The 15,228-nt window shown below is 52.6% G+C and carries 13 protein-coding genes; 12 read left to right on the top strand and 1 reads right to left on the bottom strand.

Annotation, left to right across the window (positions count from 1 at the left end; genetic code table 11):
- Positions 1-39 precede the first annotated feature (39 nt).
- The 9 genes from fdhA (at position 40) to queC (ending at position 7,875) form a co-directional block, all read left to right on the top strand.
- Positions 40-1,257, top strand: a complete 1,218-nt coding sequence (gene fdhA, locus AC6ESO_RS01605; protein ID WP_090977975.1) for a formaldehyde dehydrogenase, glutathione-independent — start codon at positions 40-42, stop codon at positions 1,255-1,257.
- Between the two features lie 850 nt (positions 1,258-2,107).
- Positions 2,108-3,031 (top strand): eCIS core domain-containing protein, encoded by a 924-nt coding sequence (locus AC6ESO_RS01610; RefSeq protein ID WP_497089879.1) that lies wholly within the window; start codon positions 2,108-2,110, stop codon positions 3,029-3,031.
- Positions 3,032-3,201: 170 nt separating this feature from the next.
- Positions 3,202-3,654 (top strand): effector binding domain-containing protein, encoded by a 453-nt coding sequence (locus AC6ESO_RS01615; protein ID WP_494817061.1) that lies wholly within the window; start codon positions 3,202-3,204, stop codon positions 3,652-3,654.
- 51 nt (positions 3,655-3,705) lie between these two features.
- Positions 3,706-4,650, top strand: a complete 945-nt coding sequence (locus tag AC6ESO_RS01620) for a DMT family transporter (protein ID WP_497089880.1) — start codon at positions 3,706-3,708, stop codon at positions 4,648-4,650.
- A 52-nt stretch (positions 4,651-4,702) separates the two neighbouring features.
- Positions 4,703-5,098, top strand: coding sequence for a hypothetical protein (locus AC6ESO_RS01625; protein ID WP_497089881.1), 396 nt, complete (start codon positions 4,703-4,705; stop codon positions 5,096-5,098).
- An 8-nt stretch (positions 5,099-5,106) separates the two neighbouring features.
- Entirely contained in the window at positions 5,107-5,910 is an 804-nt protein-coding gene (locus AC6ESO_RS01630) for a PhzF family phenazine biosynthesis protein (protein ID WP_497089882.1), read from the top strand.
- 81 nt (positions 5,911-5,991) lie between these two features.
- The gene (queD, locus tag AC6ESO_RS01635; protein WP_497089883.1) at positions 5,992-6,474 is read left to right on the top strand and encodes a 6-carboxytetrahydropterin synthase QueD; all 483 of its coding nucleotides are present in this window, start codon (positions 5,992-5,994) and stop codon (positions 6,472-6,474) included.
- Positions 6,464-7,177, top strand: coding sequence for a radical SAM protein (locus tag AC6ESO_RS01640; protein WP_494817065.1), 714 nt, complete (start codon positions 6,464-6,466; stop codon positions 7,175-7,177). The genes queD and AC6ESO_RS01640 overlap by 11 nt, the downstream gene beginning before the upstream one ends.
- 5 nt (positions 7,178-7,182) lie before the next feature.
- The gene (gene queC / locus AC6ESO_RS01645; protein WP_497089884.1) at positions 7,183-7,875 is read left to right on the top strand and encodes a 7-cyano-7-deazaguanine synthase QueC; all 693 of its coding nucleotides are present in this window, start codon (positions 7,183-7,185) and stop codon (positions 7,873-7,875) included.
- 114 nt (positions 7,876-7,989) lie between these two features.
- Here queC and AC6ESO_RS01650 read toward each other — a convergent pair whose 3' ends face one another.
- Positions 7,990-9,189 carry a GGDEF domain-containing protein gene (locus AC6ESO_RS01650; protein ID WP_497089885.1) on the bottom strand — a complete coding sequence of 400 codons (1,200 nt, stop codon included), beginning with the start codon at positions 9,187-9,189 and terminating at the stop codon, positions 7,990-7,992.
- Positions 9,190-9,339: 150 nt separating this feature from the next.
- Here AC6ESO_RS01650 and AC6ESO_RS01655 point away from each other — a divergent pair, with 150 nt between their 5' ends.
- The 3 genes from AC6ESO_RS01655 to AC6ESO_RS01665 are packed head-to-tail and all read left to right on the top strand — an operon-like array spanning position 9,340 to position 15,211.
- Positions 9,340-10,482, top strand: coding sequence for a glycosyltransferase family 4 protein (locus tag AC6ESO_RS01655; RefSeq protein ID WP_497089886.1), 1,143 nt, complete (start codon positions 9,340-9,342; stop codon positions 10,480-10,482).
- 11 nt (positions 10,483-10,493) lie between these two features.
- On the top strand, positions 10,494-11,846 hold the full coding sequence (locus AC6ESO_RS01660; RefSeq protein WP_497089887.1) for a metallophosphoesterase family protein: 1,353 nt from the start codon (positions 10,494-10,496) through the stop codon (positions 11,844-11,846).
- Entirely contained in the window at positions 11,843-15,211 is a 3,369-nt protein-coding gene (locus AC6ESO_RS01665) for an AAA family ATPase (RefSeq protein WP_497089888.1), read from the top strand. The genes AC6ESO_RS01660 and AC6ESO_RS01665 overlap by 4 nt, the downstream gene beginning before the upstream one ends.
- The last annotated feature ends 17 nt before the right edge of the window (positions 15,212-15,228 follow it).

Consider the following 15,228-nt stretch of genomic DNA (forward strand, 5'->3'; position numbering starts at 1 on the left):
TCTGATACTTTATTCCAGTATAAGAGGAGAGGCTGACGAATGGCAGGAAATCGTGCAGTAGTGTATGTGGAATCCGGAAAAGTTGAAGTACGGGATATTTCGTATCCTGATCTGGTTTTGCGTGACGGCCCCGGTGTTAATCCGCTTAATGTCGGCAGAAAATGCGATCACGGCGTCATCCTTAAAGTAATTACTACTAACATATGCGGAAGTGACCAGCACATGGTGCGCGGTCGTACAACAGCACCGAGCGGTCTTGTGCTGGGTCATGAAATTACGGGTGAAGTTATTGAAGTCGGTCGCGACGTAGAGTTTATCAAGAAAGGCGATCTCGTATCGGTGCCTTTCAATATTGCCTGCGGACGCTGCCGCAACTGTAAAGAGCGCAACACTAACGTATGTTCGAACGTGAATCCGGATCGTCCGGGTTCGGCTTACGGCTACGTTGATATGGGCGGCTGGGTCGGCGGCCAATCGGAATACGTGATGGTGCCTTATGCGGACTTCCAATTGCTGAAATTCCCGGATAAAGAGCGCGCAATGGAGAAAATCCTTGATTTGACGATGCTCTCCGATATCTTCCCTACAGGTTATCACGGTGCTGTTAGCGCAGGCGTGAAGCCGGGTTCCACGGTGTATATCGCAGGTGCCGGTCCTGTCGGCCTTGCGGCGGCTCACTCGGCTCAATTGCTCGGTGCAGCTGTTGTTATCGTAGGCGATCTGAACAGCGAGCGTCTTGCGCAAGCAAGAAGCTTCGGCTGCGAAACGGTCAACTTGCGTGAGCATGCGAATTTGGCCGAACAAATCGATCAAATTCTTGGTGTTCCTGAAGTGGATTGCGCCGTTGACTGCGTAGGCTTCGAAGCGCATGGCCACGGTAAATCGCATGGTGAAGCACCGGCAACCGTGCTGAACTCCATCATGGAAGTTACGCGTGCCGGCGGTAGACTTGGTATTCCAGGTTTGTATGTAACCGGCGATCCGGGTGCGGTGGATGAGGATGCTAAAATCGGCACACTCAAAATCCGTTTCGGCCTCGGCTGGGCGAAATCCCATACGTTCGTTACAGGTCAAACGCCGGTTATGCAATATAACCGCGATCTGATGACGGCGATTCTTAGCGGCAGAGCGCAAATTGCGAAAGCAGTTAACGCGACATTGATCTCGCTCGATCAAGCTCCTGAGGCATACTCGGCATTCGATCAAGGTGCTTCCAAGAAGTTTGTTATCGATCCACACGGCTCTGTCCGTCGTTAATCGAATAATCGATAAGCTGCCTCAAAAGTTGATTGTGACTTTTGAGGCAGCTTTTTTTGTTTGGAGTGGGCGGCATGTTCAGGGCCATTCGAAAGGGTTGAACTAGCTAATCTGGACTTGTGTGAGGAGGTGAGAGATTAATGAGAGATCGAAAAACAAACTCACATTGTCGAAACCATGCAGAAATGAAGCTGAGAGTTCAGAAATTGAACTCTCAGTGGTGAAACTAGCCAATTTGGGCACGTATGAGGAGTTGAAAGTTCGAAAAACAAACTCACACTGTCGAAACCATGCAGAAAAGAAGCTGAGAGTTCAGAATTCGAACACTCAGTGGTAAAACTAACTAATCAGGTTCCGCATGAGGAGTTGAGAGTTCGAAAAACGAACTCTCGCCGCCCAAACCATGCAGAAAAGAAGCTGAGAGTTCAGAAATTGAACTCTCAGTGTTCAATAAACTAACACCCAACTCTCAGATCCGTAATCTCTCCCTGAAGACCAGCGCTGAAGGCTGAGTATCGGAAAATTCGACTTTCAGTGGCGATACCGCACAAAAAAGAACTGAGAGTAGGAAAATCCATCTCGCAGCTCCAGAAACCTTCCCAAACTGCCCAAGCCGAAGGTCGAGAGTCGTAAAATCCAACTTTCAGCCCCAGAAGCTATCCCAAACAGCCCCGGCCCGAAGCTGAGAGTTCGAAAAACGAACTCTCAGTGGTTAAACTAACTAATTTGGCTAATGTCAGTTTAGTCGGGATGGCCGCAGAAACTAGTGAATCGTGGCGAAACTTTTAATAAATTATGGTATATTAAGAGAAAAGCGGTTTGTTAGCGGATTCGGGGAGGAAATCTTTCAGTGAGAACGTTCGGTTCAGGCAAATCGATTCGTAAAATGGACAAAAGCACGTATGAGCAAGCTCCAGCCCTACGTGCCAAATCCGATTCGATGGCTCATGTGCAGCGTGCGCTGGCCAGCGGTGCGCCGCTTCAGGCAGCTGACATGCACACGCTGCAACGGTCGATCGGCAACTCGGCTGCTAGGCAGTTGACCGCAGTCAGCGGGAAGCCGATCATGGCCAAAATGACGGTCACTCAGCCAACCGATGCGTACGAGCTGGAAGCGGATCAAGTCGCATTTCGTGTAGCTAGCGACTTGCAGTCCGATTCGAAGGATAGCGATTCCGCAGTACAGCGAACGGAGGAGCAAGGCGAGAGCGAAGAAGAAGAGCTGCAGCTGAAAGCGGACAGCGCCGGAGCGATCCAGCGTGAGGAGCAAGGCGAGTCCGAAGAAGAAGAGCTGCAGCTGAAAGCGGAAAGCGCCGGAGCGATCCAGCGTGAGGAACAGGGCGAGAGCGAAGAAGAAGAGCTGCAGCTGAAAGCGGACAGCGCCGGAGCGATCCAGCGTGAGGAACAGGGCGAGAGCGAAGAAGAAGAGCTGCAGCTGAAGCGTGATCCGTTCTCGGTGATCCAGCGCGCCGCTGAAGGTGCTCCTGCAGAGGCCAGCCCGGGAGTTGAGGAAACGATCAACGAGCTTCGCGGTAAGGGTCAGCCTCTGCCGGATCGCCTGCGTAAGCAGCTGGAGGATTCTTTTGGCGCTGATTTCAGTAAGGTTTCGATTCATACGGATAATGCGGCGGATGATCTTGCCAAGAAAGTCGGCGCGCGCGCATTTACAACCGGAAATGATATCTTCTTCCGCCAAGGTGAATATAAGCCGGGTACAGCAAGCGGGCTTCAGCTTCTCAGTCATGAGCTCACCCATATCGTCCAACAGAACTAATCGTTAAGAAGCGTAAAGCAAACTATTCCGCTTAGGAAAGTTTGCTTTTTTGTTTTGTCATATATCCATAAGAAAGGCAATAAATAGTTACCAAACAAACCCGTGGACATGGTAAACTGATTACGGGTCAACCTAAAAGCGTTACAACACTTTGTGGGAGGTCATTCGCGATGCATAATTGCACTTTAGTTACGAAACCTGCCTTAAACATGGTCGGAATCAGCTATTGCGGTCCATATTCATCGTTTCCGGATGAAGCGATTCATCTGCAAAGCGAGTTTCGCTCCAGAAAGCATGAAATTGAAGGCGAAGTAAAGACAACCGTGCTTTACAGTCCTTATTTCGGCAACGAAGTATTTGCAACGTATTGGGCGTGTTTTGAGGTCCCCCATCTGAAACAGGTGCCGGAAGGCATGGTGCAGTTTACAATTCCGCAGCGCACCTACGCTATGGCAGCATGTACAAATAAACGCATCGGTGAAGGCTACGAGCAGCTATCGGCTTGGATGAACGAGGAGAAGCTGTTAAAGAGGGAAAATGCGGTATCCCTTGAAATCTTTTATATTGACGAACACTTGGAGGAGGAGCAGGTCGAACTGCTGATTCCCATTGTAGAACAATAATGCTTCGTTCAGCTGGCTGCCTGCACCGAATAAGGAGAACTGGAATCAATCATGACAGCAGCCAAATTTTTCACACACCCGTTAGGCATAATTGGAGCTTCCGTCAGCGCAACTTTGCTCTGGGGAAGCTCTTATCCGTTTATTAAACTGAGTTACGCAAGGCTTGGCATCGGATCGCATGATACGCTGGAGCAAATTTTATTCGCAGGCTACCGCTTCACTTTGGCCGGTTTGCTAATTCTGGCTTATATGCTGCTCCGGAAGGAAAAGCTTCGTTATCAGCGAGGCAGTGGCGGAATGGTCGCGTCCATTGCGTTGTTCCAAACGGTTCTGCAGTACATTTTCTTCTACGCGGGATTATCAAAGAGCGCAGGAGTTGTAGGTGCAGTTATTGCCGGGACGATCTCGTTCTTCCAAATTGCATTGGCTCATTTCTTGTACAAAAATGACCGAATCAATGGTACCAAAGGTCTCGGGCTACTTGTTGGTTTCTTGGGGCTGCTGGTGCTTGGTTTATCCAAGCATGACGGCAACAGCGGACTTCATTTCTCTCTGGGCGAAGTGCTGCTTATTGCGGCGACACTGTTTAATGCGATTGCAAATTTACTATCCAAACGCGCTGCGGCTTCCTACAGCATCCCATACATTAACGGCTATCAAATGCTCATTGGCGGGATTGTGCTAAGCGTCATCGGTGCATGGAAGTCGGGCTGGGCTCCGTTTCATTTTGACGGTATCGCGCTGCTTATGCTTCTTCACTTGGCACTCGTATCGGCACTAGCGTTCATGCTCTGGAATAACGTCATGAAATACAACAGCGTAGGCAGTGTATCGATGTACCTGTTCCTCATTCCGGTATTCGGTGTGCTGCAATCCGCGATGTTCCTAGGTGAGCCGCTTTCTGCTGCAGTACTGGGGGCTTTAGCGCTGGTCAGCGCCGGGATTGTTATCGTAAACCGGCGTAAACGCGAGGTGAAGGCCGATCAAACCGCGTAATGGATTAAAGCTTGGCATAACAGTCGGACTGATTGCTGGTCTGCTGCTCGCCATGCTGCTCAAAGGGTTCCAAGCGTTATCCGGCAAACAGGTGTACACGCTGCTGCTGAATATCGATTGGCTGCCGAACATGCCGAATCGGCTGCCGGAAACAGTGGAGCTTGCGCTCCATCTTGTCGTTTCGGTACCGATCGGCATTCTTTATGTGTGGATGACCTGGAGAAGGGAGTTCCAGCGACACTGGATGGTTGGACTCCTAATCGGTTTAATTACGGCGATCACATGGTTTCCGTTAACTGCGTTATCTGACCGAGTTCCCACAACTTCGGACCTGTCGGCACTACTATTGTGGCTGCTCGGTCATATCTGTTATGGATTAGCGCTTGCCTCCATGATTTCTATACAGAGACGAGGCAGGTCCTGCACGGCCAACCTACATAAGAGGTGATTGATACAATGTCCATTCCGATTTCGATAATTGATGCATTTACGTCCGTCCCTTTCCGTGGAAACCCGGCTGCCGTATGCTTGCTTGGCGAAGCGCGAGACGAACAGTGGATGCAAGACGTAGCTGCGGAGATGAATTTATCCGAGACCGCATTCTTACAGCGCAGAGAGGATGGCAGCTACGATCTTCGTTGGTTTACGCCGACCGTTGAAGTGGATTTATGCGGTCATGCGACCATGGCTAGCGCGCATTTCTTATGGGAAAATCAACATCTCGCAACCGATCGAACAGCATCCTTTCACACGCGCAGCGGGCTGCTCATGGCAGACCGGACAGAGAACGGGATCAGGCTGAATCTGCCTTCAGAACCAGCTCAACCGATGAAAGCACCGGAAGAACTTATTCAAGGGCTTGGTTTAATTCCGCGGTATGTCGGAATGAACCGCATGGACTATTTGGTCGAAGTCGACAGCGTTCAGACCGTCCAGACGTTAAAGCCAGATTATGCGATGCTGGCTAAGGTTGAAGCAAGAGGGATTATCGTGACAAGCAAAGGCACGGGGAAACCGGGCGATTATGATTTTGTATCACGCTGCTTCTATCCGGCATCCGGATGCAATGAAGATCCTGTTACAGGATCAGCCCACTGCGCGCTTGCACCATACTGGCAGCGACGGTTGCGCCAGACTACTTTTATGGCTTATCAGGCCTCTCCTAGAGGAGGCGAGCTGTACATCGAGCTCGAGAATGATCGCGTACTTATGTCCGGTCAGGCCGTAACCGTAGTGAAAGGGCAGCTTACCGGTCAGTAGGTAAAAATCCCTATCTAGATACAAGCAGCAACTTATGCTATAATTGCATATTGCAATTGCATAAAGGGGAAGGTGTGGAACGTGACTTACGAGATTCCGAAACATATCGAGCAGTTCGGCGAAGATATACAGGAGCATCAGCTCAGATATCATAACCGACGGGTGATCGTTTCCAAGGAATTTACTTTTGATAGTGCGCATCATTTGCATTTATATGAAGGCAAGTGCAAAAGTCTGCACGGCCATACTTATAAGCTTCAGACGATTATGTCCGGGAAAACGGATCATCGTGGACTAACCATCGATTTTGCCGATATGAAACGGATTGCCAAAGAGCGGGTCATCGACAAGCTCGATCATCGATATTTAAACGAAGCGCTGCCTCCGATGAATACGACGGCAGAGAACATGGTCGTTTGGATTTATGAGCAAATCCACGATGCGCTCCTTGAAGAAGGGCATCATCCGAATATCCGCATTGAAGAAATTCGCTTATGGGAAACACCGACGAGCTATGCGGCTGTAACGCGCGATATGATGGAGGCGGACGAGAATGCCGGATAAGGATACAGCGCCGACTGAGGGGCGCTCCATTCGGCTTCCTATGGTGGAAATTTTCGAAACGGTCGAAGGCGAAGGCACACGTGCCGGGTTTCCGACCGTTTTTGTACGTCTGTTTGGCTGTAATTTGCGCTGTGTTTGGTGCGATACGAAGTACAGCTATCCACCGGCAGAAGCAGAATTTACGATGACGATTGAAGATATTGTGTCCCAAGTGGAGCTGCAATATAAAGCCGAGCATATTTGTATGACCGGCGGCGAGCCGCTGTTATATGGCAGTCGCTCGGCAGCGCTGCTGCAGGCGTTATGTGATATCGAGCGGATCAAAGATGTCCATGTGGAGACAAACGGAGCGATTGACCTTGCACCGTTCCTTCGCGATATCCACTCTTCGAAAGCTCGATATATTATGGATTATAAGCTTCCGGATTCGGGGGAGAATGCGGCGATGCTGCATGATAACTTCGCATTGCTGCGGGAGCAAGATGAAGTGAAATTTGTAATTGCAACGGACCGAGACTTCGATGCTGCTGTGCAAACGCTGAAGGATTATCCGACAGCTGCGCTTGCGCTGTTTAGTCCCGTGTGGGAGAGCATGCCGCCTGCGAAGCTGGTGGAGAAGATGCTTGCAAGCGGACTAACAGGAGTGAAGCTGAACTTACAGCTGCATAAGATCATTTGGGATCCGGCTAAGAGAGGTGTGTAAGGGCTATGAAAAAAGCGGTTATTATTTTGAGTGGCGGTTTGGACAGTACGACTTGCATGGGTTACGCCAAAGAAGCGGGGTACGAGCTATACCCGATCACATTTAACTACGGACAGCGTCATATTATGGAGCTGAACAACGCGCGCGCGGTTGCCGAATTTTATGGCGTAAGCGATCGCTTCAAAATCATCGAGCTTGGATTCTTGCGTGATTTTGGCGGAAGCGCATTGACGGACGATACGATCGATGTTCCTAAGATGGGTGCAGACCCGGTTCCGGATGAAGCCGGCGAAATACCGGTAACGTATGTACCGGGACGCAATTTATTGTTCTTGTCCATTGCTACGTCGTTTGCAGAAAGCGTTGGCGCTGAAGCGATCTACATCGGCGTAAATGCGCTGGATTACAGCGGCTATCCGGATTGCCGACCTGAATTCATCGCGAAGGTGGAAGAGGTTATTGCAATCGCAACTAAAGTGGGTGTAGAGGGTAAACCGATCTCCATTGAGACGCCCCTCATTCATCTGACGAAAGCCGGCATCGTAGCAGAAGGTATGCGTATGGGCGTTCCTTATAACCTGACTACCTCGTGCTATAACGGGGAACCAGAGGCTTGCGGCGAGTGCGACAGCTGCCGCCTGCGTTTGAAAGGATTTGCTGAAGCAGGCACGACAGACCCGATTCCTTATAAATCCTAATAAAAAGACAGTTCATGCAACCAGGGAGCATCCCTGCCGAGTGAACTGTCTTTTATTGTGCAATATTCGGCGAAGGCCAGGCACTAGGCAAGCTACTAGGCAAAGCTCAACTCCTTAAGCTTGCGAGCTCCGTTTGGCTGTTTCATCAGAGCTCCGTGTCCGCTGACGCATCGAGGAATGAAGGGTGACTTTGTTCTTGCCGCTCGTCTTCGATTGATACATCGCTTCATCGGCTTGACTTACGATCTCTGCGATCGACGCGCCTTCACGGCTCGCACTAACGCCGACGCTGATGGTGACCATCGTCTCTTTCTCAACCCGGCTGCGGATGGTTTCTGCCACGACCTCCGGCTTCGCGTTAGGTGCAGCGACAAGACCGAGCAGCTCTTCGCCGCCATATCGGCCAGCGGTTCCAATCCCGGCTGTTTCTTCTTTCAATATTTCAGCGACCTGCTTTAGGACACCATCCGCTTTATGGTGACCCTGCGTATCATTAAGCTTCTTGAAGTTGTCGATATCACAGAAAATTATGGAAATCCGCTGCGTATCTCGAAGCAGCTGTTCCGCTTTCTTAGTGAAATGACGCCGATTGTACAAGCTTGTTAGGCCGTCCGTAATCGACGATTGGAAGGTCATCAACAGCCGTTCCAGCACCCACTCGAACAAGAGCAGGAAAAGAAGCGTATAATAGACGACAGGGAGCAAGTGGCTTAGAATGACAAGCATCGGGACTTTCCCGTGAAATACATAGCCGTCCGCCAAATCGGACAGCTGATAGATAAAATAAACGATCAGGCTGGCTGAATAGTTGAACCTTTGATCAATGCCTCGTAAATTAAGCAAAATGATAAAGTTCAAGATGAGTCCGTAGAAATCAATTGCCAGCAGCTGCGTTTGAACCGCATCGATGGATTCATTCAGGGATTCGGGTGAGAGTGAAAGCTGGGCGCCGGTCACAAGGATCAGCCCGATAAACATAAGCAAGAATGGCATACCTTTCAATCTTGTGCTGGGTCCGGTATACAATTTCATGAAAACAAAGTTTATAATAATAAATGAGAGCAAACTGACAAACGATTGCGTCAGCTCCAGGTAAGGCGAACTCGATTGGCCGGGGAACGATAACCCGATGATGAAGCCGTTCTGCAAGATGACAATCGGAAGAACGAAAATCAGAATGAGATAAGTGCGGTTTCGTCTGTAGCTCTGATATAGCTTGACGGCCATAAAGAGCATGAGAACGAGAATGGTCATTACACAAGCAGATGCGAAAATTTGTCCGGTAGATCCGGCGAGCCACTGTAGAATCGTCATGTTAAGACCACCTAAGAAGAGGGTAAACGCAGGGAGTATGTAGCGTGTAAAGTAATCTTGACTCAACTTTACAGAAACGTATGTTCTAGTATATCATGTTTTTGGCAGGTCGAGAAGTATAATGCAAGTTTGATTGAGGAGGCTTTGCACATGAACATTTTGCAGGCATTGTTTTTTCCTCCGGAGCAACCGGGCGGCGTGTCCTCAATGGTTCCTTACATTCAAGAACGATTCAATAAAATCGGTTGGCCGATGGAGTTATTCTCCCTTCCGAAACGGGTAAGGGGAAAGGGCCAAGAGCCCGTTACGTTCGAAACATTCGATATTAGCCATTACGAGGGTAATCCCATTATCGATAAATATTTGCAAACCTATCGCGATTACGTTTGGTGGACGAAGCTGCGCATTCAGAAATCCTATGATCTCATTCATGCCCATCATCCGATTCCGGCGCTGGTGATGAAACAGCTTTATCCGGACACGCCGCTTGTGATGACGATTCATTCCAGTTACGAACGAGAGCTGATTCTAAACGGCAAAATCATTGAAGGCGGCATGGAGCATCGTTTCTTAACTTCGATCTACAAAGAGCTTGAGCTCAAAGCAGATCGGATCTTGACGCCGTCAGAAGCATTCCGCAGCTATATGCGCCCATATGTGAACGATGCGGATCAAATCCAGGTCATTCCGAACGGGTTTGACGAGAAGCGTTTCAAACCGATCTCCCATGAGAACGAGGTCGTACAGCTCATTACGGTATGCCGCCTTGTCCCTGCTAAAGGGTTGGATATTCTGCTCCATGCCTGCGCGCAGCTGAAGGCGCGCGGACAAAACTTCGTCCTTCATATTATCGGCGATGGACCGAGCAGACTTGAGCTGGAGCAGCTTGCACAGAAGCTGAACTTGTACGATGACATTATCTTCTACGGTTACATGCTGCATCCGGAAGAGTTTATGCCTTTCTTCGATGTTTTTGTACTGCCGTCACGCGCAGAAGCATTCGGCTCTGTGTTCGCTGAGGCAGCGCTTTGCTGGCTGGCACTGGTCGGGACGAATGTGGGCGGAATCGCGGAGCAGATCGATGATGGAATCAATGGTCTATTAGTAGAACCGGAGAATCCGACCGCGCTTGCGAACGCGCTTGAGAAGGTCGTTTCGGATCAAGATTTCCGCTACAATATGGCCCGTGCGGCTTGGAATAAAGCGAAGCGCGTCTACTCGTTACAGCGGGTAATCGCGCAATTGAAGCAGGTTTATACGGAAATAAATCCGGAAGCGGACGCGACAGAATAGGGAGCTAGGACATGGGAGTCTCATTTCGATTTATTCATGCGGCGGATTTGCATGTCGACAGTCCTTTCCGAGGATTGACGGAGGTGCCTCCCCATGTCAGGGAGGGACTTGCGTCCTCGACCTTTCAGGCTGTTCGCCATCTGGTCGAGGCGGCATTGCGCGAAGCAGTTGATTTTGTCGTTATTTCCGGCGATCTCTATGATACAGCCGATAGATCGCTCCGTGCGCAATTATCCTTGCAGCGGGAGTGGCAGAAGCTGCATGCCCAAGGCGTGCGGCTATTTGTTATTCATGGCAATCATGATCCATTGTCAGGCGCACAGGCTAATTTGGATTGGCCAACGTCGGTTCATTTCTTCGGAGCGGATCAAACAGAAGCTGTGCCTGTCTACACGAAAAATGGAGAGCTGGCTGCTCATGTCCATGGCATCTCCTATGGGACAAGGATTGTAACCGCAAATTTGGCGTCACGCTATAAGCCGGTCGACGATGGATCCTATCAAATTGCGCTGCTGCATGGCACGGTGGATGGGCATGCCGGACATGATCCTTATGCGCCATGCAGCTTGACGGAGCTGGTAGGTGCAGGGTTCCAGTACTGGGCGCTTGGACATATCCATCAACGCGCCGTGCTTCATAGTTATCCTCATGTTGTCTATGCCGGCAATACGCAAGGCAGACATGCCAACGAGACAGGCGCGAAGGGCTGTTATCTCGTAGATGTCAGCGATACGTTCGAGACAAAGCTGCAGTTTCTCCCTTTGGATACGATACGTTGGGAGACTTTACATGTCTCTATCGCAGGTATTCAGTCCGAGCAGGAACTGCTTTATGCATTAGAACAAGCTGTGATAGCGGCAGCGGCGAAGGGTGAAGACAGGTCGCTCATGATTAAGCTGCGCTTAGAGGGTCGCGGTCCGTTGCATCGCCTTTTAACGGATGCAGTCGTAATCACGGAGCTGCTAGGTGGAATAAGGGAACGAGTCGGCGGGCTTGATTCAACGTCAGGCTACATACCAGGGACGCAGTGGAGCTGGATTTATAGTTTAGAAGCTGCAACCGGAGCAGAGTTGGATCTGGAAGCTCTGGCTGCAGAGGATAGTTTTACAGGTGAGCTTATTCGCAGCAGCAATGACGCACAAGCGGACGAACTTGCGATGCAGCAGCTGCTGGATGAAGCCCTTCAATCGTTATCAAGCAATGCCAGAATTCGAAAAATGGTGCGCACGCTACAGACGGAGCGGGCTGCAGGATGGTTTGAGCAAGCAAGGGAGCTTGCGGCCGGAATGCTGACCGAGGATGCCGATGCGCAGAGAGGGCCGTCGCCTGAGCAGGAAGCGGGACAAGGAGGCGAGCGAATATGAAGCTTCAAGGACTTCATGTAGAAGGTTTCGGGAAGCTGAGCGACCTTCATTGCAAATTCGATGCGCCTGTTACGATTGTTTACGGACATAACGAAGCCGGCAAAAGCACCCTGCTTGGGTTCATTCGCGCAATGCTGTTCGGTTTTGCTACTAAAGGCAATCCGGCTGAACGGCAGGAGCCTGTAAATGGCGGCCGCCACGGCGGGCGATTGTTTTTCCAAAATAGTGCGGGACATTCTTACGTGCTGGAGCGTTACAGCAGCGCTGCCGGGAAGGTGAATATTCGGCGGCTTGATTTGGATGGAAGCAGCGGAATTGGCGGAAACGGCGGAATTGAAACGCTCACTCAGCCGATATGGGAGCGTTTATTTCTGGGCGGCGTCAACGAGCGATTGTTCCGTGAGCTGTTTGCCATCTCGTTATCGGAGCTGCAGGCTATCGGAATGCTGGAGGGCGATGAGCTCGGCAAGCAGCTGTATCACGCCGGCTGGAATGGCGGCAGTGCGATCGCGAAGACCGAGAAGCTGCTGCAAACACAGTTAGACCATTTATATCGCCCGCGCGGAAGTACGCAGCAAATGAATAAATTAATGAAGGCGCTTGATGAAATCGACATACAGCTTCGTCAATCGGAGGATAGTATCGTCGCCTTTAATGAACTGAGTTCATCGCTTGCAGAGATCGAAGGCGATCAGTCGCATGTGGAAGAGCGGCTTCCCTCATTGCGAGAGACGGAAGCGCTTCTGACAAGAGCTGTTCATCTGCGCCAAGCGTGGATCGAGCGGCTTGCACTGCTACAGGAGCAGGAAGCTTACGGCGATGCGCCGAGGCTGGTTGCGGATGCGCGAGCGAAGACGGAGGCAATAGCGGCGGAGCTTATTCGTTTGCATGCTGAGCGTCAGCAGAATAATGAAATAGGGCAGAGGCAAGCACAGCTGTTGGCTTCATTGTCTTACGATGATCGGTTGATCGCTCGTGAGCATGAAATCGAAGCCTTGCTGCTGTCTGCCGAGCATATAGCTGCGTCCAAACAGAGTGCCGCAGAGCTATTGGCGGAAATGCGGGAGCACGAGGAGACGGCTCGCCGACTGATCCACCGCATTTCCACGACGTGGACTGAAACGGAGCTGCGGTCGTTCCCAATTGGAGTCGCGGACCGGGAGCAGGTACGGGTATACCGTGCTGCGCTTCAGGAAAGCGCGAAAGCTAAAGGGCATGCTGATGCGGAGCTTCGCGCAGCATCGCAGCAGGTTGGGGAAGTGGCTGGACAGCTTTCAGAATTAGATGCGGACAGCGGTGTAAGGGCTCTTGGGACGTCGGCAGCCAACGAGCTGCTTCCGGATTCCTCGGAAACGCTTCGGCTTGCTGCACGTCAGTTCGAGGAAGCCTGGCATGAGCTGGAATTGGCCAGGCTCCGCGCCGCTTCATCGCAGCGTTCAGGTGAAGAAATGCAGCAGAATCAGCGCGAAGAAATGCGGTCGACGCTGCTGCGGGTTGGAAGCGGCTCTTATTGGGCTGTCGTAGCCGTTACAACGGTCGGCGCGGCCGTGCTTGCCGCTGTCGGCGAGCCTGTTGCTGCGGTTGTCGCAGGTGTTGCCGCAGTTGCGCTCGCGACGCCGGCGTTGATGAGCCTTGCGAAGCCGTCTGTCGGCGCTTCATACGGTCGAGCAAACGGGAGAAACCGATCAGGACGCGGTCGCGCACGGGAGGCCTCCTCTGGGGCGGCAGCTGCGGCCGACGCACTGCTTGCCGACGCGGAGAAGCGCGTCGTAGCCGCGGTGCGGCAGCTTGTCCGCGAGCCTGCGGCATTAATAGCTGCGCTGCTGGCACGGGAGCAGCACGAAGCTTCTGCGACGCAGCAGGCCGAGCTGTCGGCGGCATGGCGGCAATCCGCCGCTGCCAGAGATGGCCGCGCCTCGGCCGCGCCGTCACTGCGCGAGGACTTCGCTGGCGGCGCGGCAGCAGGCTCGCCTGCGCATGTGCTCTCGCGCCTGCGCGCTGCCATCGACGCGCGGCAGGACGAGCTCCGCCTGCGCGCCGGCACCGCTGAGCGCCGCGGGGAGCTTGCGCGCCGCCATGCGCGTCTGCGCGCGCAAGAGGACGCCGCCCTCGCCGCGGTGGACCACGCGGCCGAGGCGGCTGCAGCCATCGCGGCCAGATGGCGCGATTGGCTGACCGATTGCGGCCTTCCGGCTTCGCTCACGCCGGAAGCGGCCGCGGAAAGCTTCGATCTTGCCGAGCAGGCGCTGCTGCGGCTGCAATCGTATGACCGTGCAGCGGGCAAGGCTGCACGGCTGCAGGCGGAGGTAGCCGCCTTCGAAGACGCGGCCCTGCAGCTGAGCGCGGCGTTCCCCGCGGCGGCGAATCGCGCGCATGGCGACGCGGCCGCAGCCGTTCGCATGCTGCACGCGGAAGCGGGCCGGCATGCGGCGGCAGCCGGCCGAGCCGGGGAGCTGCGAGCGCGGCTGGCGGAGCTGGAGCAGCAGGCATCGCAGCTGGCCCAGCTCACGCTTGACTTGGAAGCGAAGCGGCAGCAGTGGTTCGCGGCCGCGAAGGTGAGCAATGAGCTGGAATGGCTGGAAGCCTTGCAGCGTTCTGAGCGACTAGCGGAACTGGAAGCGGAACGCTACAGACTGGATGCGGAGCTTACTGCGGGGCTAACAAGTGGACAGCGCGAGAAGCTGGAGACTTGGTATGCCTCTTGCGATGGCAATCAGCTTGTACAGATGCAAGAGGAAGCGAAGCGCGAGCTGAAGCAGCTGGAGCAGCGCAGAAGCGAGCTGCTTGAGCAGAGCGGCCGCAAGCGCCAGCAGCTGGAGCAGCTGGTGCAAAGCAGCGGCAGATCGCGGCTGATTATGGAGCGTGAGCAGGCAACGGCTGCGCTGGAACAGCTGGTTGAGCGCTATGCGGTAGGTGCGATCAGCATGACGATGATTCGCCGAACCAAACGTGTCATGGAGGAGCAGCGTCAGCCCGGAGTTCTACGCGAAGCATCGCGGATAATGGGCCGACTTTCTCAAGGAGGCTACAAGCGGATTTCGATTCCGGAGGGCGAGCAAACGATCTCGCTGGAGACGAAGGACGGTAGGCTGGTAGAAAGCAAACTGCTCAGCAGAGGGACTGCTGAGCAGTTGTATCTGGCGATGCGTTTAGCGCTCGCGGATGAGGCGGCAGCCTCAAATGAACTACCCCTTTTACTGGATGATCCGCTAGTTAACTTTGATCTGACCAGGCAGAGAGCCGCCGTCGAAGTGCTCGGTGAGCTTGCAGAACGGAGGCAAATTGTGCTGTTTACTTGCCATGATCATATGAGAGACTTAATACGTACTATTTTACCGCAAGCCGAATTCATCCATTTATCTTAATGGATCGTACTGAACAC

The organism is Paenibacillus rhizoryzae, from assembly GCF_059686995.1.

What these genes read in the sequence shown, in the direction of transcription:
- AC6ESO_RS01655 (WP_497089886.1), top strand. Translation starts at nt 9,340, where the DNA reads ATGAACATTTTGCAGGCATTGTTTTTTCCTCCGGAGCAACCGGGCGGC.
- AC6ESO_RS01660 (WP_497089887.1), top strand. Translation starts at nt 10,494, where the DNA reads ATGGGAGTCTCATTTCGATTTATTCATGCGGCGGATTTGCATGTCGAC.
- AC6ESO_RS01620 (WP_497089880.1), top strand. Translation starts at nt 3,706, where the DNA reads ATGACAGCAGCCAAATTTTTCACACACCCGTTAGGCATAATTGGAGCT.
- queC (WP_497089884.1), top strand. Translation starts at nt 7,183, where the DNA reads ATGAAAAAAGCGGTTATTATTTTGAGTGGCGGTTTGGACAGTACGACT.
- AC6ESO_RS01665 (WP_497089888.1), top strand. Translation starts at nt 11,843, where the DNA reads ATGAAGCTTCAAGGACTTCATGTAGAAGGTTTCGGGAAGCTGAGCGAC.
- AC6ESO_RS01625 (WP_497089881.1), top strand. Translation starts at nt 4,703, where the DNA reads ATGCTGCTCAAAGGGTTCCAAGCGTTATCCGGCAAACAGGTGTACACG.
- AC6ESO_RS01630 (WP_497089882.1), top strand. Translation starts at nt 5,107, where the DNA reads ATGTCCATTCCGATTTCGATAATTGATGCATTTACGTCCGTCCCTTTC.
- AC6ESO_RS01650 (WP_497089885.1), bottom strand. Translation starts at nt 9,189, where the DNA reads ATGACGATTCTACAGTGGCTCGCCGGATCTACCGGACAAATTTTCGCA.
- AC6ESO_RS01640 (WP_494817065.1), top strand. Translation starts at nt 6,464, where the DNA reads ATGCCGGATAAGGATACAGCGCCGACTGAGGGGCGCTCCATTCGGCTT.
- fdhA (WP_090977975.1), top strand. Translation starts at nt 40, where the DNA reads ATGGCAGGAAATCGTGCAGTAGTGTATGTGGAATCCGGAAAAGTTGAA.
- AC6ESO_RS01615 (WP_494817061.1), top strand. Translation starts at nt 3,202, where the DNA reads ATGCATAATTGCACTTTAGTTACGAAACCTGCCTTAAACATGGTCGGA.